At 45.9% G+C, this 22,903-nt stretch carries 23 protein-coding genes and 1 tRNA gene; 13 read left to right on the top strand and 11 right to left on the bottom strand.

The genetic code is table 11. The features are described 5' to 3' along the window. Positions 1-161 precede the first annotated feature (161 nt). The 10 genes from MSG33_RS14910 to MSG33_RS14865 all read left to right on the top strand — a co-directional run bounded on the left by MSG33_RS14910 (position 162) and on the right by MSG33_RS14865 (position 8,394). Positions 162-237: transfer RNA gene (locus MSG33_RS14910), tRNA-Asn, on the top strand. 329 nt (positions 238-566) lie between these two features. Beyond that, positions 567-1,145 (top strand): electron transport complex subunit RsxA, encoded by a 579-nt coding sequence (rsxA, locus tag MSG33_RS14905; RefSeq protein ID WP_005380762.1) that lies wholly within the window; start codon positions 567-569, stop codon positions 1,143-1,145. 3 nt (positions 1,146-1,148) lie between these two features. After that, complete coding sequence (gene rsxB, locus MSG33_RS14900) at positions 1,149-1,745, top strand: electron transport complex subunit RsxB (protein ID WP_005396655.1); 597 nt, start codon at positions 1,149-1,151, stop codon at positions 1,743-1,745. 8 nt (positions 1,746-1,753) lie between these two features. Beyond that, positions 1,754-4,276, top strand: coding sequence for an electron transport complex subunit RsxC (rsxC, locus tag MSG33_RS14895; RefSeq protein ID WP_248381362.1), 2,523 nt, complete (start codon positions 1,754-1,756; stop codon positions 4,274-4,276). Further along, positions 4,276-5,322 (top strand): electron transport complex subunit RsxD, encoded by a 1,047-nt coding sequence (rsxD, locus tag MSG33_RS14890; RefSeq protein ID WP_012841573.1) that lies wholly within the window; start codon positions 4,276-4,278, stop codon positions 5,320-5,322. The genes rsxC and rsxD overlap by 1 nt, the downstream gene beginning before the upstream one ends. A gap of 7 nt (positions 5,323-5,329) precedes the next feature. Continuing rightward, on the top strand, positions 5,330-5,962 hold the full coding sequence (rsxG, locus tag MSG33_RS14885) for an electron transport complex subunit RsxG (RefSeq protein WP_006743364.1): 633 nt from the start codon (positions 5,330-5,332) through the stop codon (positions 5,960-5,962). Further along, positions 5,962-6,654 carry an electron transport complex subunit E gene (locus tag MSG33_RS14880; protein ID WP_054867993.1) on the top strand — a complete coding sequence of 231 codons (693 nt, stop codon included), beginning with the start codon at positions 5,962-5,964 and terminating at the stop codon, positions 6,652-6,654. Before rsxG ends, MSG33_RS14880 begins: the two co-directional genes overlap by 1 nt. A gap of 64 nt (positions 6,655-6,718) precedes the next feature. After that, positions 6,719-7,360, top strand: a complete 642-nt coding sequence (gene nth, locus MSG33_RS14875) for an endonuclease III (RefSeq protein WP_005396542.1) — start codon at positions 6,719-6,721, stop codon at positions 7,358-7,360. Between the two features lie 32 nt (positions 7,361-7,392). Then, positions 7,393-7,809 (top strand): lactoylglutathione lyase, encoded by a 417-nt coding sequence (gene gloA / locus MSG33_RS14870; RefSeq protein ID WP_005380739.1) that lies wholly within the window; start codon positions 7,393-7,395, stop codon positions 7,807-7,809. Between the two features lie 150 nt (positions 7,810-7,959). Continuing rightward, positions 7,960-8,394 (top strand): DUF2753 domain-containing protein, encoded by a 435-nt coding sequence (locus tag MSG33_RS14865; RefSeq protein WP_005384886.1) that lies wholly within the window; start codon positions 7,960-7,962, stop codon positions 8,392-8,394. Positions 8,395-8,514: 120 nt separating this feature from the next. Here MSG33_RS14865 and MSG33_RS14860 read toward each other — a convergent pair whose 3' ends face one another. Then, positions 8,515-9,396 carry an OmpA family protein gene (locus tag MSG33_RS14860; RefSeq protein WP_012841571.1) on the bottom strand — a complete coding sequence of 294 codons (882 nt, stop codon included), beginning with the start codon at positions 9,394-9,396 and terminating at the stop codon, positions 8,515-8,517. Positions 9,397-9,659: 263 nt separating this feature from the next. Here MSG33_RS14860 and rnt point away from each other — a divergent pair, with 263 nt between their 5' ends. Continuing rightward, positions 9,660-10,304, top strand: a complete 645-nt coding sequence (rnt, locus tag MSG33_RS14855; protein ID WP_012841569.1) for a ribonuclease T — start codon at positions 9,660-9,662, stop codon at positions 10,302-10,304. 28 nt (positions 10,305-10,332) lie between these two features. Beyond that, positions 10,333-11,658 (top strand): Na+/H+ antiporter family protein, encoded by a 1,326-nt coding sequence (locus MSG33_RS14850; protein ID WP_248381361.1) that lies wholly within the window; start codon positions 10,333-10,335, stop codon positions 11,656-11,658. A 75-nt stretch (positions 11,659-11,733) separates the two neighbouring features. Here MSG33_RS14850 and MSG33_RS14845 read toward each other — a convergent pair whose 3' ends face one another. Further along, the gene (locus tag MSG33_RS14845) at positions 11,734-12,363 is read right to left on the bottom strand and encodes a DsbA family protein (RefSeq protein WP_047010070.1); all 630 of its coding nucleotides are present in this window, start codon (positions 12,361-12,363) and stop codon (positions 11,734-11,736) included. Between the two features lie 815 nt (positions 12,364-13,178). Between MSG33_RS14845 and MSG33_RS14840 the strand changes: the two genes are divergently transcribed. Then, complete coding sequence (locus MSG33_RS14840; protein ID WP_140188070.1) at positions 13,179-13,685, top strand: hypothetical protein; 507 nt, start codon at positions 13,179-13,181, stop codon at positions 13,683-13,685. Positions 13,686-13,794: 109 nt separating this feature from the next. Here MSG33_RS14840 and MSG33_RS14835 read toward each other — a convergent pair whose 3' ends face one another. The 9 genes from MSG33_RS14835 to MSG33_RS14795 all read right to left on the bottom strand — a co-directional run bounded on the left by MSG33_RS14835 (position 13,795) and on the right by MSG33_RS14795 (position 22,896). After that, the gene (locus tag MSG33_RS14835; protein ID WP_248381360.1) at positions 13,795-13,992 is read right to left on the bottom strand and encodes a hypothetical protein; all 198 of its coding nucleotides are present in this window, start codon (positions 13,990-13,992) and stop codon (positions 13,795-13,797) included. 1 nt (position 13,993) lies between these two features. Beyond that, positions 13,994-14,665 carry a hypothetical protein gene (locus tag MSG33_RS14830; protein ID WP_248381359.1) on the bottom strand — a complete coding sequence of 224 codons (672 nt, stop codon included), beginning with the start codon at positions 14,663-14,665 and terminating at the stop codon, positions 13,994-13,996. After that, positions 14,656-15,345, bottom strand: a complete 690-nt coding sequence (locus MSG33_RS14825; RefSeq protein ID WP_248381358.1) for a hypothetical protein — start codon at positions 15,343-15,345, stop codon at positions 14,656-14,658. Before MSG33_RS14825 ends, MSG33_RS14830 begins: the two co-directional genes overlap by 10 nt. Positions 15,346-15,354: 9 nt before the next feature. Continuing rightward, on the bottom strand, positions 15,355-15,891 hold the full coding sequence (locus MSG33_RS14820; RefSeq protein ID WP_248381357.1) for an adenine glycosylase: 537 nt from the start codon (positions 15,889-15,891) through the stop codon (positions 15,355-15,357). Between the two features lie 159 nt (positions 15,892-16,050). Then, entirely contained in the window at positions 16,051-18,909 is a 2,859-nt protein-coding gene (locus MSG33_RS14815) for a phage tail protein (RefSeq protein WP_248381356.1), read from the bottom strand. A gap of 13 nt (positions 18,910-18,922) precedes the next feature. After that, entirely contained in the window at positions 18,923-19,525 is a 603-nt protein-coding gene (locus tag MSG33_RS14810) for a phage tail protein (protein WP_248381355.1), read from the bottom strand. Further along, the gene (locus MSG33_RS14805) at positions 19,512-20,699 is read right to left on the bottom strand and encodes a baseplate J/gp47 family protein (protein ID WP_248381354.1); all 1,188 of its coding nucleotides are present in this window, start codon (positions 20,697-20,699) and stop codon (positions 19,512-19,514) included. The genes MSG33_RS14810 and MSG33_RS14805 overlap by 14 nt, the downstream gene beginning before the upstream one ends. Then, on the bottom strand, positions 20,699-21,040 hold the full coding sequence (locus MSG33_RS14800; protein ID WP_248381353.1) for a DUF2590 family protein: 342 nt from the start codon (positions 21,038-21,040) through the stop codon (positions 20,699-20,701). The genes MSG33_RS14805 and MSG33_RS14800 overlap by 1 nt, the downstream gene beginning before the upstream one ends. After that, positions 21,040-22,896 carry a phage tail tape measure protein gene (locus tag MSG33_RS14795; protein ID WP_248381352.1) on the bottom strand — a complete coding sequence of 619 codons (1,857 nt, stop codon included), beginning with the start codon at positions 22,894-22,896 and terminating at the stop codon, positions 21,040-21,042. The genes MSG33_RS14800 and MSG33_RS14795 overlap by 1 nt, the downstream gene beginning before the upstream one ends. Positions 22,897-22,903 lie beyond the last annotated feature (7 nt).

Raw genomic sequence — 22,903 nt, 5'->3', positions numbered from 1 at the left:
ATCCACAAAATTAGTGGATAAGTAACCTCACCCCTTTACGGACAAGCAGTACAGAAAAGTAAAGCCCTTCCCTCAATATTTTTTGCTAAAAATGTATTTTTTTACTGTTGACAGTAGTTTGGCTGCTCGGTAAGATTCGTCCCGCTTTCAAGCAAAGCAATTCCTCCTTAGCTCAGTTGGTAGAGCGACGGACTGTTAATCCGCAGGTCGCTGGTTCGAGCCCAGCAGGAGGAGCCAAATTCCAGAAAAGTCGTGTCGCAAGACACGGCTTTTTTTCGTTTTGAAATCAAAAACTTCTTTCACCATCAATATCTCAAGTGACGACTTAAAATTACTCGCTAAATGTAATTCCCGCCTTCTGAGCAAAAGATTCTTTGAGGAAAGACAGCACCAGCGTCTTTGTAAAATCCATTCAGCAAACTGTTCAATTTCTTATTAATTCATCAAAATACCTCACATAGACGACTATTTTTCCATCGTGTATGTAAAACCACATCGTTCACTGGTTGTTATTGGTGTCACAAAACACGATAATATCAAGATCGGATTTTAAGAACGTAATAACTATGACCGAATATGTTTTGTTGTTGGTCGGCACTGTGCTGGTGAACAACTTTGTACTGGTGAAGTTTTTGGGCCTATGTCCTTTCATGGGTGTGTCCAAAAAACTGGAAACAGCAATAGGTATGGGCTTAGCGACAACTTTTGTGCTAACGCTCGCGTCAGTGTGTGCGTATTTAGTGGAAAGCTACATTCTTCGTCCACTGGGTATTGAGTACCTTCGAACCATGAGTTTTATTTTGGTGATAGCCGTTGTGGTGCAGTTCACCGAAATGGTTGTGCACAAAACAAGTCCAACACTTTATCGCTTGCTTGGTATTTTCTTACCGCTGATCACTACAAACTGCGCGGTATTAGGCGTCGCGCTTCTTAATATTAATGAGAACCATAACTTTATCGAATCGATTATCTACGGCTTCGGCGCCGCTGTTGGTTTCTCATTGGTGTTGATACTTTTTGCATCCATGCGTGAGCGCATAGCTGCCGCCGACGTACCAGTGCCTTTTAAAGGTGCATCGATTGCAATGATTACAGCGGGTTTAATGTCACTAGCCTTTATGGGCTTTACAGGTTTGGTGAAGTAAACAATGAGTACGATTTTAATTGCGATCATCGCGTTAGCGGTTCTTGCTGCGATTTTCGGCGCGATACTTGGTTTTGCTTCTATTCGCTTCAAAGTCGAGGCAGACCCAATTGTGGATCAAATCGACGCAATCTTACCTCAAACTCAATGCGGTCAATGTGGCTACCCTGGTTGCCGCCCTTATGCTGAAGCGATTGCAAATGGCGACCACATCAACAAATGTCCGCCAGGCGGTCAGGCAACAATCGAAAAGCTCGCCGACTTAATGGGTGTTGAGCCAGAAGAATCTGCGCACGATCTCGACAGCAAAATTCCAACCGTTGCGTTTATCCATGAAGATATGTGCATTGGCTGTACTAAGTGTATTCAAGCGTGTCCAGTGGATGCAATTGTAGGCGGTACAAAAGCGGTTCATACCGTAATTAAAGACGAATGTACGGGGTGTGATTTATGTGTTGCACCATGTCCAACTGATTGTATTGAAATGATTCCTGTGGCAACCACCACGGAAAGCTGGAAGTGGCAACTTAACTCCATTCCAGTACTCAACATTACGGATGCTGCCGACGATGCAGCGAACGTGAAAGATTCAATTAAGTAAGGTTTCGCATGTTGTCTTTGATTGAACAAATTCGTACAGGCTCGCTTTGGGATTTCCCTGGTGGTGTGCATCCGGCAGAAAACAAAAAGCAGTCCAACAAAACTGAGCTCGTTCACGCGGCTATCCCATCAGAAATTGTATTACCGCTAAAACAGCACATTGGTAAGGCTGGTAACTTATTGGTTGCCGAAGGTGACCACGTATTAAAAGGCCAGCCATTAACGCAATCCGAAACTGGTTTTACCGTTCCAGTGCATGCTCCTACATCGGGTACGATCACCGCCATTGAGCCTAGAACCGTTGCTCACCCTTCAGGTCTGAGTGAACTCTGTGCGGTCATTACACCTGATGGTAACGATACATGGTGTGACAGAAAACCCGTCGCGGATTACAAACAAGAAACACCTGACGCACTGATCGATATTATTCGTCTCGCAGGCATTTCAGGTATGGGTGGCGCAGGTTTCCCTACCGCAAAAAAAATCCAATCAGGTTTTGCTCGCACAGAGATTCTTATCGTCAACGCGGCTGAGTGTGAGCCATACATCACATCAGATGACAAGCTCATGCAAGAGCATGCCGAAGAGCTCATCCAAGGTATCGAGATTGTCGAACATATCCTGACACCAAAGCTCACGATTATTGGTATTGAAGATAACAAACCAGAGGCAATCAAAGCGTTAGAAGCTGCGGCTCTAAACAAAGATATCGTCATTCGCGTTATCCCGACTAAATACCCTTCTGGTGGTGAAAAACAGCTGATCAAAATTTTGACCAATAAAGAAGTACCAAGCGGCGCAATTCCAGCCGATATTGGTATTTTGGTTCAAAATGTCGGTTCTCTTTACTCAATCAAACGCGCAATCATCGATGGTGAACCGATGATAAAACGCGTGGTGACTCTCACCGGTAAAACATTCAAACAACCACGAAATGTTTGGGCATTATTAGGTACACCAGTACAGGCGTTATTGGATGAGTTTGGCTATAAAGCCGATAAGAAGTTACAACGTTTAATCATGGGTGGACCAATGATGGGCTTCACCCTTCCCCACTCTCAAGTGCCGATTACCAAGACAGCAAACTGTATCCTTGCCCCGACTCGTCGTGAGATCTCTCCACACCAACATGAGATGGAATGTATTCGCTGTAGCCAATGTGCTGAAGCTTGCCCTGCTTCACTGCTACCTCAGCAACTGCAATGGCATGCAAAAGCTGAAGAGTATGACAAACTCGAAGAACTAAACTTAAAGGATTGTATCGAGTGCGGTGCTTGTGCGTTTGTGTGTCCAAGTGAAATTCCTCTCGTACAGTACTACCGCCAAGCAAAAGCGGAAATTCGCACCAGAACACAAGAAGCGGAAGCTGCTGAGCGAGCGAAGCTGCGTTTTGAAGAGAAGAAAGCGCGTATGGAGCGCGAAAAAGCAGAACGTGAAAATCGCTTTAAGAAAGCAGCCGATCAGCGCCGTAAAGACATAAAATCTTCTGGTGGTGATGATGCGATTGCAGCAGCGATCGCACGAGTGAAAGCTCAGAAGACAGAAACAACAGAAAAAGCAGAGCCAGCCGTGAAACCTGCCGTCGCAGCAGCCATTGCCAAAGCGAAGGCAAAACAGGCCGCAGCCGCTAAAGCAGGCTCTAGTGAACCTGATAACTCAGAAATGGCAAAACTGCGCGAAGAACGCAAACGTCTAGCCCGCGAACGTAAAGCACAAAAAGAGCAAGGCGAAACACCAGACAACAACGCTGATGATAAGAAATCGGCAGTTGCAGCAGCCATCGCCCGAGCTAAAGCGAAAAAAGCTCAACAAAAAGAACCAACCGAAACGTTAGAAGCTCAAGCATCTGCTGAGCAAACCGACGATCCGAAAAAAGCCGCAGTTGCCGCTGCAATTGCTCGAGCCAAAGCGCGCAAAGCGAAACAAGCAGACTCAACTGAAGCGGAAAAAGCTGAAGCACCTGCCGAGCAAACCGAAGATCCGAAAAAAGCCGCCGTGGCTGCTGCCATTGCACGCGCTAAGGCGCGTAAAGCGAAACAAGCAGATTCAACTGAAACGGAAGAAGCTGAAACGCCTGCTGAACAAACTGAAGATCCGAAGAAAGCCGCGGTTGCTGCTGCCATTGCGCGAGCCAAAGCGCGTAAAGCTAAGCAAGAAGAACCAGCCGAAACGGTAGAAGCTGAAACGCCTGATGAACAAACTGAAGATCCGAAGAAAGCCGCGGTTGCTGCTGCCATTGCGCGTGCCAAAGCGCGTAAAGCTAAGCAAGAAGAACCAGCCGAAACGGTAGAAGCTGAAACGCCTGCTGAACAAGCTGAAGATCCGAAAAAAGCGGCTGTCGCTGCGGCTATTGCGCGTGCCAAAGCGCGTAAAGCTAAGCAAGAAGAACCAGCCGAAACGTTAGAAGCTGAAACGCCTGCTGAACAAACTGAAGATCCGAAAAAAGCGGCTGTCGCTGCTGCTATTGCGCGCGCGAAGGCTCGCAAAGCGCAGCAAGAAGCTAATAAAAATAATACTGAGGAGAACGAGTAGTGTCGTTTTTTATTGCCAGTTCACCGCATACCCACAGCCGTCGTAGTACACCTGACTTAATGAAATGGGTGGCACTTTGTGCTCTCCCAGGTTTAGCGGCTCAGACCTACTTCTTTGGGTGGGGAACGCTTATTCAGCTGATTTTTGCCATCGCAGTCGCTGTATCACTTGAAGCCTTAGTTATGGTCTTCCGTAAACGTTCGCCGATGCGAGCACTACGTGATAACAGTGCGATCGTTACCGCTTGGTTATTAGCCGTGGCTATCCCACCATGGTCTCCGTGGTGGATTATGGTGATCGGACTTATTTTCGCGATCGTAATCGCTAAACACCTATATGGTGGCCTTGGTCAAAACTTATTCAATCCTGCCATGGTCGCTTATGTGGTCTTGTTGATCTCATTCCCAGTGCAAATGACGAGTTGGAGTGCCCCGACGTCACTCATACCTGATCACGTAAATTTTGCAGATACACTCTCTTTAATTTTTACGGGCTATGATTACGACGGCTTATCGCTTCAGCAAGTTCGAACGGGGGTTGACGGTGTGACAATGGCGACGCCACTTGATGCATTTAAGACCGGCATTCATACAGGTGCAACCCCAAGCGAAGTACTGTCGCAGCCAATATTCGATGGATTAGCTGGCATTGGTTGGCAATGGGTAAATCTTGCCTACTTACTTGGTGGTTTAGTGATGATCAAAAAACGCATCATCCAATGGTATATCCCCGTAGGTTTCCTAGCGAGCCTGACGCTATTTAGCCTCGTGTTCAGCTTGCTGACCCCAGGGGAAACTGCGTCGCCAATCTTCCACTTGTTATCAGGTGCAACCATGCTTGGCGCATTCTTTATTGCAACCGATCCCGTGTCGGCGTCTACCACCGTTAAAGGACGTTTGATCTTTGGCGCGCTTATTGGTGCTTTGGTCTTTATCATTCGCAGTTGGGGTGGCTTCCCTGATGGTGTTGCATTCGCAGTGTTACTTGCAAATATGTGTGTGCCACTGATCGATTACTACACCAAACCTAGAACTTACGGTCACTGAGGTAAACATGTTAACCGCTATTAGAAAAAATGGTCTGACACTTGCGATCTTTGCCTGTGCAACAACCGGATTAGTCGCCTTTACTCAGTACCTAACAAAAGACCAAATCAAGATACAAGAACAACAACAATTGCTTTCTGTTTTGAATCAAGTCATTCCAGAAAACATGCATGACAACGCACTCACGCAAGCCTGCACTATGGTCACGTCACCAGAACTGGGGACATTACGTGCGATGCCAGCCTACCTCGCCACGAAGAATGGTGAACCGACAGCAATCGCAATAGAATCCATCGCGCCAGATGGCTACAATGGTGAGATAAAAGTTATTACTGGGATTGACAATCAGGGCAATATTTTGGGGACACGCGTCTTAAGCCATCAAGAAACCCCTGGCCTGGGCGATAAAATTGATCTTCGTGTCACCGACTGGATCCTGAGCTTTACGGGCAAACAAGTCACGGAAAGTAACTGGAACTCATGGAAAGTTCGTAAAGATGGTGGTGATTTCGATCAATTTACTGGTGCAACGATCACGCCTAGAGCCGTCGTAAAAGTGGTGCGAAATACCGTTAACTACGTAAACCAATCTCGTGAAGACATTCTTAGCCAGCCTTTGGGCTGTGAAGGAGAGCAGTAATGAATGAGAATAAATTGCTGATGAAAAACGGTATGTGGAGTAATAACCCTGCTCTCGTACAGCTGCTGGGTCTGTGTCCACTACTAGCGGTTTCTTCCACGATAACCAATGCCTTAGGTCTTGGTATTGCAACCTTATTAGTGCTGGTCGGCTCCAACGTCACGGTTTCTCTTATTCGTAATTACGTACCAAAAGAGATCCGCATTCCTGTGTTCGTGATGATCATTGCCTCTCTCGTTACCTGTGTTCAGTTATTGATGAATGCCTATGCGTATGGTTTATACCTATCTCTTGGTATCTTTATTCCTCTGATTGTAACGAACTGCATCATTATTGGTCGAGCTGAAGCATATGCTTCAAAAAATGATGTTGCGCCTGCAGCATTAGACGGTTTATGGATGGGGCTTGGTATGACAAGCGTTTTGGTCGTGCTAGGTGCCATGCGTGAGTTAATTGGTAATGGCACACTATTCGACGGGGCAGATCTGCTATTAGGAGACTGGGCATCCGCTCTCCGCATTCAAGTTTTCCAATTTGACAACAGCTTTCTGCTAGCGCTTCTTCCACCCGGTGCATTTATCGGTGTTGGTCTGTTGATAGCGCTTAAAAATGTCATCGATAATTCAGTCCAGGCACGTCAACCAAAAGAAGAAAAACCAACCATAGAACGTGCTCGCGTCACCAACGCATAACAAAATAAGGCTCTGTCATAGGAGCCTTTTTCATAAACCGCAGAGACGGTATTGGAAGTCAGCAATGAACAAAATAAAAAGAATCGAAATTCTTGAGCGATTACGAGAAAACAATCCGAATCCTCAAACTGAGCTTAACTGGAGCTCCCCTTTTGAGCTGCTAATCGCGGTATTACTATCAGCGCAAGCAACCGATGTAAGTGTCAATAAAGCCACCGACAAGCTTTTCCCTGTCGCTAATACACCGAAAAGTATTCTCGATTTGGGAGTTGATGGCTTAAAAGAATACATAAAGACCATCGGTTTATTTAACTCAAAAGCAGAAAACACTATCAAGACTTGTAAGATCTTGTTGGAAAAACACAATGGTGAAGTTCCTGAAGATCGTGCAGCGTTAGAAGCGCTACCAGGCGTAGGTCGCAAGACCGCAAACGTCGTGCTCAACACCGCTTTTGGTTGGCCAACCATTGCCGTCGATACGCACATTTATCGCGTGTCGAATCGTACTAAGTTTGCAATGGGCAAAACGGTTGATGATGTCGAGCAAAAGCTATTAAAAGTTGTGCCAAAAGAGTTCAAACTCGATGTGCACCACTGGCTCATTCTTCATGGCCGCTACACGTGCTTGGCGAGAAAGCCTCGCTGCGGTAGCTGTATTATTGAAGATTTGTGCGAATATAAAGAGAAAGTATATCCAGATAGCTAACGCTATTTGAAAATCAAAGCTAGGAGCAAAAAATGTCAAATGGTCGAATTCTCCACACTATGCTTCGCGTAGGTGATCTAGACAAATCCATCAAGTTTTACACTGAAGTTATGGGCATGCAGTTGCTTCGTACGAACGAGAATAAAGAGTACGAATACACACTGGCGTTTCTTGGCTACGGTGACGAATCCCAAGGTGCTGTGATCGAGCTAACTTACAACTGGGGTAAAACTGAATATGACCTAGGTACTGCTTTTGGTCATATCGCCATTGGTGTTGATGATATCTACACAACTTGCGACGCTATCAAAGCGGCGGGCGGTAATGTGACGCGTGAACCAGGTCCAGTAAAAGGCGGAAGCACGCACATTGCATTCGTAAAAGACCCAGATGGTTATATGATTGAGCTTATCCAAAACAAGCAAGCTTCAGCAGGCCTTGAAGGCTAAGCGGCACTTCTAATAATCACTTGTACTGCAAGTTGAACATCGATTACAGGCAGGTCTGCGATCTGCCTGTCCTTTTATAAACAAAACACTTTACTTGATAATAATTATCGTTTAGATTTGTTCGCAACTTCGATATGCGGGATTACGATAATGATCAGTGAATGGGAAAAACACACACTTCTAGCCGATACGGCACTTCAACTAGATGACCCTGTTCGCAGCATTCTTCATTACCAGCAAGCCCTAAGCCTGAGTGAAGATATTAGCGAATGTGTGGAAATTGAAGCAGACGAGCGATTATTAATTTCTGTGATTTCTTGTCATAACTTAGCTCAGTTCTGGCGTTGGGCCGGAGACACTGACTATGAACTCAAATACCTTCAGCTGGCTTCAGAGAAAGTCTTAACACTCATCCCACAATGCCCAAATAAAGAATGTGCAAGCTTTATCGACTCAATAGGATGTTGCACTAAAGCATTAATAGACTTCATGAAACGTCATCCTAATCCGGCTATTGCCAAACAGGTTGAAAAAATAGATACCGCAACCAATTGCGAAGTCATTGCCAAATTCCGATTAAACTAACATCCAAATTATACAGCCGGAATCACCGAAAGGTACTTGGCAAAATCCCATTAAAATATTATTAACAACGTCAGTAAATCAAAAACGCCGAAGCTTTGAGCTTCGGCGTTTTTATATGCATTAGACTTGGGTTCGCCCTAGAGATATTACGACTCGGCGGTTTTTGTCTTTTCCTATTGGCGAGCCATTATCTGCAATAGGACGACGCTTGCCGTACCCTTGCACTTGAATTCGATCTTCCGGTAGCCCTAGAGACTGAAAATAATCACGAAGTGACTCTGCACGTCGCTCAGACAAACTTTGGCTCGCACTTTTGCCATCGGTTGAATCGGTGTACGTCGCCACCAGCACGAGATCGATATCTTGATTATGTCGGATATAATCTGCAATTTGTGATAAACGCTTTTTGGAAGCCTTGGTTAACTGATCGCCTTGTCTTTCGTAGTGCAAAATCGTAAAGGCAATGTCTTCAAAACTGTATTTCAATAAATTGGAAATACAGTCGCTAAACGCGTTGTACTTATTTTGAAACAGCACGGATGACAATGCGACTTCAATTCTCTGATCTCGGCTCTGCCAATCCTGATAACTAAAGGTCGGATAACGCCCTTTTTCCAGCTCAGACAAAATGCCCCATGCTGTTTGCCCTCCGACATAACCATCAAACTGTTTAAAAAACTTTAGGTTTGTAATTCGATCGGCGTGTTCACCTGGTCGCCAAGGTGGCGGCATAGAGATGAGACTGACGTTACGTGTTTCTCCCATCGGACGACGCATTTTTAACTCAAAGTCTAAATTGATTTTTTTATTCGCACGAGATGAAAATACCGCATCTCCAAAACTTGGAATAGGGTGAACAAGTTGGCATTCTAACGGTGTGTTGACCACCATTTCCCATTGAGATTGCTGTGGAGTGGCAACATAACGTTTGCCCATCACAGCAAAACTGCTTGTGCTAAACAACGAAAATACAACGCCACTAGTAATCAGCCATTTCTTCATCTAAGTACTGTCTCTTAAACGGCAGTCTGTTGCCGTCAATTTGAATCAATAAAACCACTTCACCTGGCATGCAAAAACCTCGCCAACGTGCGAAATATCGTGATATTACGATTAACGTTAATCATGGTAACTCAATCACCCGAAATGCGATCGAGCGTATTGATGAGATGCAAAATAGAATTCCGTTTTTCTCCTAAATTGCGGTTTTTCTCGTCGGTATAATCTGCAATAATGCAGCCTTCGTCACACAAAAATAAGCCGACATGACAATAGAAAATGAAGCTCTGACCTTGAAAAAACGCTTTCGTGGTTATTTCCCTGTGGTAGTAGACGTTGAGACCGCAGGTTTCAATGCTCAAACTGATGCACTTTTAGAAATTTGCGCCGTTACGTTAAAAATGGACGAAGATGGCGTGTTGCATCCAGCCTCCACCATTCATTTTCATGTTGAGCCATTTGAGGGTGCTAACTTAGAAAAAGAAGCGCTAGAATTCAATGGTATTCGTGACCCATATAGCCCTCTTCGTGGTGCAGTTTCTGAGCAAGAAGCGTTAAAAGAGATTTATAAACTTATTCGCAAAGAACAAAAAGCCGCAGATTGCTCGCGCGCAATTATGGTTGCCCATAACGCAGCATTCGACTTAGGTTTTGTAAATGCAGCCAATGAGCGCTGTAAACTAAAAAGAGTCCCTTTTCATCCCTTTGCTACTTTTGACACGGCAACATTGAGTGGCCTTGCTTATGGTCAAACGGTTCTCGCGAAAGCATGCAAAACGGCCGGGATGGAATTCGATAATCGTGAAGCACACTCAGCGCTTTACGATACACAAAAAACAGCAGAATTATTCTGCGGCATTGTCAACAAATGGAAGGCCCTCGGCGGTTGGCCGCTTGTTGACGAAGAATAATAAGTAAACACAACATATTAGGAAAAGTATGAATCCTGTCGTTATATCAGTGTGCGTCATGCTCGTGTTAGCATTGATGCGCGTAAACGTGGTGGTTGCCCTCACGTTTAGTGCCATCGTTGGTGGCCTTGTCGCAGGCATGAGCCTTGGAGACACAGTTGCCGCGTTCGAAAGTGGTTTAGGTGGCGGTGCGACTATCGCTCTAAGCTACGCAATGTTAGGTACTTTCGCCGTTGCTATCTCTAAATCTGGCATCACGGACCTACTGGCAAAAAGTGTTATCAAGCGCTTAAATGGTAAAGAAAACTCGGCGTCAACTACCGGGTTAAAGTACGCGGTGTTAGTCGCGCTCGTTCTTGTCACTATGTCATCTCAGAACGTAATTCCGGTCCATATCGCCTTTATTCCAATTTTGATTCCACCTCTTTTGGGCGTATTCGCGAAACTTAAGCTCGATCGACGTTTGGTCGCGTGTGTTCTTACTTTTGGTTTAATCACACCTTACATGATCTTACCTGTTGGTTTCGGCGGTATTTTCTTAAACAACATTCTATTAAAGAACCTACATGACAACGGTTTGGAAAACGTGGTTGCAAGCCAAGTTCCAACGGCAATGTTACTGCCAGGTGCTGGTATGTTGTTTGGTCTATTGCTGGCGATCTTTGTTAGCTACCGTAAACCGCGCATCTACGAAGAAACGGAGTTGACTGTCGTTCACGAGACAGCTCATGCTATCAATAAAAAGCACATCTTGGTGGCCGCTCTTGGTATTGTCGCCGCATTGGGTGTTCAGCTTTACACTGGCTCAATGATTATTGGTGCTCTAGCTGGTTTTATGGTGTTTACTTTTGGCGGTGTGATTGCCTGGAAAGAAACGCACGATGTCTTTACAAAAGGCGTGCATATGATGGCTATGATTGGTTTCATCATGATCGCTGCCGCAGGTTTTGCTGCGGTAATGAAGCAAACAGGTGGCGTTGAGACATTAGTACAGTCTCTCTCTACCAGCATTGGTGATAATAAGCCGCTTGCGGCGCTATTAATGCTAATTGTTGGTCTGTTGGTAACAATGGGTATCGGTTCATCGTTTTCAACCATTCCAATCTTGGCGACAATCTACGTTCCACTCGCGTTGGCATTTGGTTTTTCGCCAATGGCAACAATCGCGCTAGTTGGTACTGCTGCCGCTTTGGGTGATGCAGGCTCTCCTGCTTCTGACTCTACATTAGGCCCTACATCTGGTCTAAATGCCGACGGTCAGCATGAGCACATTTGGGAAACGGTTGTTCCAACCTTTATCCACTACAACATTCCACTGATCATCTTTGGTTGGATTGCTGCAATGGTGCTTTAGTACCGTTGTTTGATGGATATACTTAGTTACGAAAAAGCCGCTCATTGAGCGGCTTTTTGTTATTTGAAATCGCGATTATTGCGCTGGCATATTGTCAATAATACGTTCACGTATCAGTTTCAAGGTAGGCTCTGTTGACAGATAATCCACGGCAATCGGGAAATAAGCGTCGTTAATTTGAAGAACCAAGCTAGGGTAAGAATCCACGCCTAGGCTCTTTGCAAGACTCAGTTGATCTTGGAACACACCTTCTAAGAAAGAGCCGTCCATATCGTTCTTGAACTGCTGAACATTCAAACCAATTTCTTTAGCTAGCTGCAAGTGAGTCGCTTCTTCATGAGGAGGCATCGCACGTAAGTAATACGCATGTTGAATCGCTTCTAGCATCTGCTCATAAGAATCTTGAAAGCCCGCTGCGATAACTGCGCGACAAGATTGGTAAGTGCTTCTTACTGGCGTACAAAGCTTCCAGAAATCGTAGTTAAACTTGGTGCCCAACTGACGCTCAATCTGCTTCCAAATACCTTCGAGTTTTTGTTGCATCTCTGGTGGCATCGGCAAACTAGTATCTGGCGCAAGACCACCCACCACATACTCAAACTGAATAACGCCTGGCAGTTGCTGTTTCAATTTATCAAGCGTCGGTTTGTAACCCCAACACCAACTGCACATTGGGTCATGCACGTAGTAAAGCTTTATATCCACTTTAATAATTAAACCTTTAAAATCATTTAGTTAAATCAAACAAAAACATTAAGTGGCGATGAAGTGGCGACACATTTAAATCTAATTGCTTGGTTTAGGCTTCGAAGTTAACAAGCTGTTCGGCAAAGAAGCAGGCTTTGGCTCTTCTCATGCACTTCCCACGAAAACAGAGATTTCTTACCGTTAACTTCAAAGTCATTTCAAAATCTCAGAGTAATTATACAGTCTCATAAATTGAAAAACTTATTTATCTTGGCAATTCGCCTTCAAGCCAATCTATATAAGGCTTCGTAAGCTTCACAATTGATCGTCTCTTTCTTCTTTTGATCGTCTTCATTTATGATGAAAAACACACTCACCCCATGATTTTCAAACACTTACCAATCACTACCTGATCTTTCCAGATCATTAAAATTGCAATTTCCTGAAATTCTTTTCAACTTTTGAAATTTCTAAAATGGCTCTAGAAGCGATTCTTAGAGGTCTGGGAGGATTCTCGAACCCCGCTATGGCTAAGGCTTCGCTTGATATCTACCGTGTTACGTAGACAGCTGAATTTCGACATTTAAGAATTGCGAAAAAACTAGATCGAAAACGTCGCAGGTGGGGAGGAGGAGTGCGGATTCCGTGACCAGACATGTGATTATCATTTACCTTACCTATTGAAACTAGTCCTTACTGTTATCGCAATACGTGATAATTCTATTAGGATTTAAAAGGACGACGAAAGCGCAATCATTAATATGTATCTTGATTTTTGAGCTCATATTACGCCTCGTCTCTTATCATGCTCGATACACCAAAAGGAAAGCAATATGAAGATTTGTACCTTAAAAACATTCGCAATGTGCACAGCGTTAGTTGCATCAATAGGGGCAGCAAAAGCCTCTGGTGAATGGCCCCTACCTTTCGGAGCTAATTTAGATCTAAGCGATAAGTTGTCGGAAGGAGACAAAGCTCAAGATTACGATCTATCTGATGAAAAACTAGGGCCTCTTGATATGAAAGTAACTCTTACCTATACAAGCACTGCTCCAGGTTCATGGAGAGTCACTGCAAAATGGGGGACAAGTAAGTCTGCAGATAGAGTGGAGGATGCACCTGATAAATTTGAGTTTTGTAGAGTAGATACGTACCAACGAGGCAATAAAGGGGGATTATCTGAACTTTCTCATACAGCAAGATCTGTCACTCTTCGACTCTATACTAGGGGCGGCTCCTTTTACGACCAGTATGGTGGTTGGCAAGAGGGCTGGTATGATATTACTTGGATTTCCGATAATGCCAACAAAACACATCGAGATGCACATGGCTGTGTCTAATAGCTAGATTAAAAAAACAACTCAAGCGATGTGTACTTTCTTAGTTTTAAGTCTGCAGTCATCGCACTTTACCTTAATCCCACAGTATATTGACTAATTTCTATCTTAGTTACGTGACCTTATACTCCCCCGCAGAACTACCATTAATTATTAATACTTCTGCTCTTTGCGTAATCTCGTCGTAAACCGCATTGGCAATCGCTTCTGCCATCTTCCCAGCCATGGCAAACTCACCTGTAAGGACGAACCCTTGTGCTTGGAGTTCACTTTCCAACTTCTCTTTGAGTGAGGCTTTACTCATTGCCATGTTACTTACCTGCCTTAACTGTCTTTGATACGTCTACATGAGGTTTGCCCGAGAAAGGACAAATCGTCGCTCCGGTACAAACACCAGTGCCGCCATTCATGGTGATGAGATCAGCGACTTCTATGATTTTCTTGGCCGTAGTGGTTTTGTTGTTTGTGATTTCTTCTATTTTGTCTTCCAACACTTTGATGCGTTGGTTTAAACATTCGGTAATGTTGTCTTTGTCGGTCTTGCTTTCGAAGTTGCCCGCTTCATCTACCAATTGGTAAACACCTTGGCGTTGTTGGTATCGGCTTTCGCCTTGCTTAATCGCTGGTAACTTGAATCCCAATGGCAAGACACAACGAATGAAAGGCTTATCCGGTTGTCCGAACATAAAGCCTATTTCTACAATGCTTCCGATTGCCGGTGGTTCAAGTCTACCGGCGTATTCACCTACACCTGGTATTGGAAGTGGTACCGCCTGAAGTGGTGATTTATCTTTGAACTCCACACCCTTTTCATCGAGCAGCTGAACATCCACCGCGTAATGCGGGTAAAAGCGATCGGACATGTCGCCCTCTTCTGGCAGCTCAGGTAACGCCACTACCTTCCCCCATCGAGGTAAATGCCAACGGCCAGTTAGCTCTGGGAACAGTCGGAAGATGATCCGCTTAATTGCATTTACGTCCATGTCAATTTCACCTCTGTTCCTTGAAAATCAACGCCCACCAAACGTAAGCCGTTGACAATTGCGCCAGGTCTTAACTTTGGAATGGCGGGAACTTTTACCGATTTCGACGCAGTTCGGTTGGTCATTAGATTGTCTGGAATGGTCACCGGCTTATCAGCCCAGTAAGAGTCTTTCCAACTGCCCACGTAAATCTGACCATTGCCTTGTTGCTGCCAAAACAGATCTTCAATCCCGAAGGCTTGAGACAGCTCGTCCATCACTCGATAGCCATTACCGTCGCTGTAAAAACAAGGGATAGATGTTTTGCTGTAGGCCGCTTCTGGTACCACAAACTGCAGCCCTGTTTTGTTGGTTACATCGCTTAGTAATTGCATCAAGGTTGGGTGCCTAAGTGTGACATTAAGCGGTTTGAAAAGGAGCGCCGCTAGTTCGCGACAAAACAATTCTGACCATCCTTTTTCTGCGGGTTGAACTCTTTCAACATACCCAAGAAAAACGCGAGAGATGCTATCTCCCCAACCAATATCGACAGCAACAATAGTGTTCACCATAGGCGAGCCTTCTACCTTAATTGTGCAACGCGCTGGCGTATTCACATCAAAAAGAACACGATGCTCTTTGGCTTTCACCTTTTGACTACCCAGATAAGCACGGCAGGAAAATTTGTTGTTTATCGTCACGATTCCCCCTTAACCCAAGGCCTCGTCTATGGCCTTAAGCACTTTCATCACTCCCGTCAGCTCAATGCTGGTACCCGGTGGTACCTCTTCGCTCGGACCCGACTCAACCGGAGTCGTAACCCCTTGAACCTGTTGTTGTGTTGCAGGTTGGTCTTGTTGACGCTGTTCAACCCGCTCCGGCACCGAAAGATGCTCAACTAACTCAAACGCAACGTTCCATTGTCTGAGGCTTTCTTGTTCATCGGCCCGAATAGTGCCTTGGAACTTCACCTCACGAACTTTAAGTGTCGATGCGGTTTTATTGCTAACACGGTAGATTTGGCGAGCGCTATCTTGCTGCCCACCGGCCATATTGAAAAGATTGCTCAGGCTCTCTGGCTTGCTGAAAGGAATGATGCCACTCACCGCCAACACCTTGCCCTTGTTACCTGTTTCCGCTTGGTCAGTCGATGAGGACTGGCCGGACATATCTTGTCCGGCGAGCTGTTGGCGAACGCTAATGCGCAGGTTCTTGAATGAGATTTGTATACCGTTAAGACTCAACATCTTGACTCGAAGTCTCCACCAACACCCCTAGATTATTGTCCCAAATGAAGACGGGAGAAGAGCAGCAGCGGCTTAATTGGTCGTTGTCCATTTCGCACTCACCACAACCGTTACAGCAACAATAGCTTTCCCCTTGTTTTAACTCTCTGATCATCATCGTTACCTTGTCGAGTTAGCAACCATTGGTTGATTGTTTAAGCCAGTAACATTCGCGTCAGCATGCTTCTCAATGTTGAATACGTTGACTTCTCCAGTACAGGTTACCGAAGAGCCACCTTGAACCAGATTTTCTAGCTTCGTGATACCAAGCTTACCGCTTAGCTGAGAGCCCACTAATGAGATTGCAGACTTGACCGCGATTCGATTCACTTGACCATCAACACCATTAAACCAGTAATGGAAACCCGTAGCCCCTCGTGTTGAGGCTGTCACATTCATGGATAAGTCGAAATCATCTACCTTCAATCCACTAAAGTAAGCAAGCGTCCTTCCCGAAGAGCCAGATGGCGCACCTTGGATGGTCGCGTTAACTTCAATTTCGAGCTTACCTCTCAATACTCCATTGACAGCAGAAGCGGAGGTGAACACACTGTGATTCACTTCATCGCCATTTCGACTCGATGCTCTCACGATTCTTGTTCTACCTAGGTCGACATCAACTGACGACCCAGTAACACTCATCGTTACGCGACCATCAGTGATAATTTCGGCCTGTGTTAGCTTTGCATTTTTGCCAAGAATGTAATGAGAACCGGCCACAGGAGTCGCGGTAATATCGACATCGATGGCGCCAACAGTCGTGGAACCATTGGAGATTTCCATCCGTCCATTGCAGGTAACATCTCCAACAGTGTTGTGTCCTCTATTTTCTGAGGCCGTGAGAACGGTAGAAGCAAAGAGCCCCGTAACACTGCCAGCTTGACACTTATCCGCATTGAAAAAATACACTGCAGCCCCTTGTGGAGAATTGTCATTTAATCCACGGCCTAATAAGTTCCCCACTTGGCAAGAAACCGCCTGCTCTCCAGCGCCACCAAAAATGACGCCATAAGCCCCAGCACCATCGAAAATATCGCCGCATTGGTTACCATTGCCTTTCATCCATACACTTCGTTCAGCAGGACCTTCGGAATAAATATCGCCAAATTTAAGGTTCTTCGCGGTACCTAGACATTCCACTACAGCAAATAAAGTATATTTTTCAGATTCTTCTTGCGGGTTAAAGGACCAAATATCGCCAAATTTCACGCCTGGAAATGAAGCCCCCTTGACGATGCGTTTGTAAACGTTTCTACCGATGATGTTGCCAAATGTAATATCGAACTGTTCTGCTATCTCGGGGGTTTCTGCATACATTCTCACTAAATCAGAATCTTGAACGACACCCAGTCCAGCATCCACAGATTTGATGCCATCGCCATATATATCTCCAACCGTCCCATATGATTTGCCAAGCGGCACTTCCGAATCGACACCAACAAGGTAAACCCCACCGACAAAGCCTTTACCAATAACCGCACCATCATCATCTTGTAAGATGTTGAAGAATTTTTGGTTACCGACACTAAAGTTCTTCGCTCCGTAAGCTGGAATTTTCAATGGGTATGTTTGAGTGGATGCTTTACCGTGAAAGTTGCGGTAAATCATATCGCCTATTTGAGCATTGATTGATGGCGTAGCAATACTAACTGGGTAAGCAGTATGATCTTCATCCAGGCCATCAACATCAAAGTTCTCAAGCTTGCAGCCACTAGAAACGGTTGCAAAATAGTAGTTCCCTATGAGTTGGATTTTCGCCCAGCCTCCATCCCACTTGGCGGTATTGGTTAAATTAAAGCACTGGCTAACCGTGTATGTAGTGTCACAGCGGCCTAATACCTTGCCAGCATAAGATTGAGCAAAATCAAATGCAGCGTCATCTAAGTCGACACCATTTCCATAGGCACCAAACGACTCGAAATATTTTGTGTTTGACGCTTCCTGCAAAAAGAGCCCAGTGCCCTCAATGGGTAAACAAAACTCACCTGGGGTCATTTGGCCTACGACAGTCCAAGCTTGGTTGATCGTCGCATTAAACCGTTTTGTATTGATTCTCATGCCGATAAACGGTTTAAAGTACTTTCGTGCCCCTCTCAGCGCATGCTCAACAGAATCAAATTCAAAACTGCTCTTAACCTGCCGAATGTCGCTTAAACTATCATCAGCGTGTATCTCAGCAATTTTGCATACGAAATGCTGAATATCTTTACCCGTTGAAGAGTCAACGTAATTGTCTTTTTCTTCCTCGGTAATGACGAAATCAAACACGGTGATCTGCTCGCCTGTCGGAGAGCCTTCACGATAAGCATCAATGTAGATAAACGATGGTTTTTTCGACACTTGAACGCTGCGGTCAAACTCCATGCTGACACGGTTGCCCGACACATAACCAGCCCCCGCTTTGATGTTGTATGTACTACCCGATGTCGTCACCAAAAAGCCGTCTTCGATAAACCAATCTTTACCACTTTGGTCGATGATGGACTGTGCTACATCGCTGTCCATTTTCTTCATACGGTCGGTGGCGTTGTACTGCCAGCTTGAGGCATCCACACTGATGTTGGTGATTTCGGCGATGTCTTTGTATTCAAGGACAACCGAACGCACCAAAGTATTACCCGCTACACCAGGCTCATCTGCCGTCTTTGGTGTTAACGCATGATGATCAATGGTCACTAATACATCGTATTCAGAGCAGTACGCCCCGGTCCAGTTAAACTGAAACGGACCAACATGACTGGTCAACGTAGTACTGTAAATGACCGAATCTGAGGATAGGCGGCCTCGTTGTTCAACCTGCTCTTGGTAAACAATATCATTAGTTGGAACCACATCACCGGGCTGTGGGAACTCTGGTCGGTTTGCTACATTCGCAAATATCATCTTGTCGATGATAAGCGGCTTTTCTTCCGCATTGAGCTGTGCCAGCAGTGCTTTACCTGCGGCGGTTAAAATTGACTTATCTGTTGTATTTGCCATGTTTAGTAGTTCCTCAGCCCTTCACTGTGGCTTGGTAATATTCGCAGTCGACGTTCAGAACACTTGGAAGCATGCCAACGTTGAACCTGGCCTTAACGTGGGACATGGAGTATTGCGCTTCAATATTCTTACTTCTCGCCGCTAGGGGCATTTCGACATAACTGGTGTATTGATAACGACGACAGGTTCTGCCGTATTGCCTGATGACGGTATCGAGCAACTTAGGGACGTTGGTTAAATCACCGTCTTTGATTTTTAAGCTGATGACATCCCAATCCACATTGGCTAAACGTTCGTCTTGAGTGATATGCGGATAGCCCAACTTAGCGAACATCTCTTCCCACCCCGCTATCGTGCCCGCGTCGCGAGCAAATCCGTATGCATGAGCCACACGAATACGAAACAGAGCTTCCGGCTCTTGGCCTAAGCGTTCGACTTCACGTTGCCAGGCAAGAATATTGACCAGTGCCATTGGCGCGATTAACGGATCATGCTGCTGCAGTGGCATTTCGAATGCCGCTCTCACATGTTCCCAGTAGTTACGCATGGCTCGTGCGAACTTAGCCAGTTCGCCACGTCCCATCCAGTAACGCAGATTAATCTCAGGAATTTTCAACGGTCACCCCCAGATAATTAATGCGCGGTACCGTCAAGTTATTGATGATGTCGGCGTTATCGAATTCGAGCGATTCAATCTCTGAAAACTGCTCATGCAGCTCTTGCCCTAATCTTGAGAAACTGAACCGAAGAACCGGACTAGTAACTGTTGGCGAGTAGTCGGTGTTCTCACGGAAAGCCGCGCTAATAAACTGCTCCACTTTCATTTTCAACGCGTCTCGGTCTTCCATCGTTAATGAACGAAGTGGCCAAACCCGGCAGACAATATCGTGAGTCGTTTCTGGCATGGCGAGGACTTGCAGATCATCACCATGTCCGTGCTGACCTTCGACACGGATGTACTCATTCAAATCCGCCAACATTTCTGCCGATGGTTCCCCCGTATCTAAAAGGATGAACGCGTTTGCGGTACCTGGTCCACGTGGAGCGTTATGCTCAAAATAGACATTGTCGTCGTTGATACCTGCGCGACTGGTGAGCAGCGAACGGTAGGCCGCATCAATGTGCCATCTTGCTACTGCGCTCCATTGGTTACGTATACGTAGGCGGAGTTCGTCATTACTCTCTTTGTCTGCCCCTGCTTCATTCAACCATTCGGCAGGGTTCGTCACTGCGCCAATACCCGGAATGGCTGTTGGTAAAATGTGGTAATACCCTTCACCTAGGTTGTAAGCCGCGCCCTCGTTCTCTGCCTCGACTTCTGCCATCACCATGGTTTCGTTTTCTGGCATCGTGGTATCAGCAAGCACCTTTACTCGGTAAATCGTGCCATTAATCGGTTCGGTCTGTACCCATGTATCTTTGGGAATAACCAACGCAGGTCCTTTAGCCGCAGAACGTTGAAAAGCGATCATCCCTTTGGCTTTGGTTGCCCCTTTGCGGGTGAGTTTGCATTGCCACGCCAACAGGTCGAGCCATTGATCAACGGCGGTCGCAACATACATATTCGGCAAGACATAGCCAACCAATAAAGTATTGATAAGCCACATCGTGACTTTCACGACCGTGGCTTCAATAAGGCGCCAAAATGGAGAGAACGGAGAGTCGTTTGAGATGATGGAACCTTCTTTGTCCATCTCCTCTTTGAGTACTTTCTTCCACCCTGCTTCATCGGTTGGGATACCCGATTGCTTCACCAGTTCGGAATAGTCTGGTTTTGGAATATCAGTCATTAACGCTCTCCGTTATTCACTATCTCTAATTGCAACTCGCCAAAGTCCATGGTGTCGGCAAATACGTAAATCGTGCCCTCGGTCGGTTCATCCAAACGCACGGTACCTGGTACCAATCGAACGTCTTCTTCAACAAGCAGTTCCAGCCTTGTGCGGATATCGGCTTTCTTTGATGGGCTTCGCTCAGCGATTAAATCCACCGCTAAATTGCTCTCGATGATGGCGTGTTTGATGTCTTGGGCAATAACCGCACGGTCTTGGATCAAGATTGGGTTGCGGCCTGCATCGAGCACCACATCCCCGTTCTCAATCAAAATGTCTTGGTATTGGTAATTCGCCATTAGCCTGCCGCCATTTCTATTTCACTCGCCATGTCTTGCGGGCTGTTCATGTAGGTTGGGTAAATCGCCACACCGCCGTAGTTGGTCGAGCTGGTTTGGTAGCTGGCAATGTTCTTGGCCGCACCACCGGGTTGAATGCGTGCACGAGGCGTAGCGCTTTGAACCGATTTAGATTTCACTTGAGTAGCGTCATCATCACCGCCGAAGCCTGGTATCCAATCAATGAGTCCTTTCACTGAGTCCCAAATTCCCGCTAGGCTTTGGGTAATCCAATTGAACACTCCGGAAAACACTTCCTTAATTGAGTTGGCCATTTCACCGATAAAGGCAAAACCACTGGTGTCGGTAAAGCCGCTCATAACCCATTGCCAACCTGCATTGATGAACTCAAACATCGCTCTGAATGGGAGTGTGATTAAAGTGATCGCCCCTTCGAGTACTTGGAACCATGTTGTGTCACCAAACGAGGCTTTGAGATCATCCCAGTAGTAAATCAGCGCGCCCACAATCAAAATGATTGGGTTAGCCGCAATCGCGATGTTGGCGGCAAGCATCGCGACACGTAGCGCTGCCATGCCTTTGGTGAGTAAGAAACTCACACCTGTAAACAACTTCATAGTGAGCATGTAAGTCGCCATGGCTTGCTTACCGACCCCCATCATTAAGGTAAAAGCACCACCTGCTGCGGCTGCACCTAAAATCGCCATGGCAGCAAAACCAATGTACTTGGTCAGGTTCGGGAACATTTCTGTCCATTCGATGATTTCTATCGCCCCATCGGCCAAACTCGAAATCACAGGCAAGAGAGAAGGCAACAACGCCGCACCAAAAGCAGTGCGAACCGCAAACACGCCTTGTTCGAGTCGTTCCCATTGGTCGGTCATTGCTCCAGCCATGTTAATGGCCGTGTTTAGGTTGCTGGCATCATTTAGCTTTTTAACGCTCGATTGAAGATCACCCGTTTTACCGATCAAGTCGGTGATGAGCAGCACGGCTTCATCCGAGCCGAAAGCTTGTTTTATCTGGTCGATTTCAAGCGAATCTAAATCACCGAACTGGTTGCGTAGTTTCGACATAATGTCGAACATGGGCAGCATTCTTCCGTTGCTGTCGGTAAACGACATACCAAGCTTGTCTTGTGCTTTGACAACACCGTTCATAAAAGCTTTGTAACGAGTCCCCGCTTCGCTACCCGTCATAGAACCTTGCAGCAGGCCAAGCACGGCCATTTGCTCTTGAATGGCTACACCGTGTGTTTTACCTAATGCGCCTACTCCTTTAAACGCATCCGACATGCCTTGACCCGTGGTTTTGAACATCTCGACAGATTTTGCGGTCATACCTGCAACTTGTTCAGCCCAGTTGTCTTTACCAATCCGATCGGCTTGGTCTTTAAAAACCGAGTACATGGTGCCCATGTAGTTGGTAATGGTGGCTGTATCTGCTTTAGTCGCAGCGGCTAAAATAGCCGAGCTTCTTGTGACACCCGCCAGTTCATCACCTGTCATATCTCCCATAGCAGATTTGATATCATACGAAGCCGCCACAAATTCAGTGGCCGACTTACCGTATTCAACCGAAAACTTCATTGCGGTTTGGGTAAGGGTTCTTAGTTGGTCATCGGCAACACCAAGTGATTTCACTTCACCTAATGCCCTGTCCATCTCAATTGCTGGCATCAAGGCTTGTTGCAATGCAAAGCCAGCACCCACCATGCCTGCCGCGCCAGCCATCATGGTATGAGTACCCTGACGGTAGGTATTGGTGACATCATTCAAATTGCGTTGAATATTGCCCAGAGGTTTAGAAATCTGGTCAATCAATCCAACTTGAAATCTGAGTGCTTCTGGTAACATCGTGTTC

This window comes from Vibrio sp. 1CM7H (assembly GCF_023161645.1).
In the GTDB taxonomy this organism is placed as follows: domain Bacteria; phylum Pseudomonadota; class Gammaproteobacteria; order Enterobacterales; family Vibrionaceae; genus Vibrio; species Vibrio diabolicus.
This window is presented reverse-complemented; position numbering and strand designations above follow the sequence as displayed.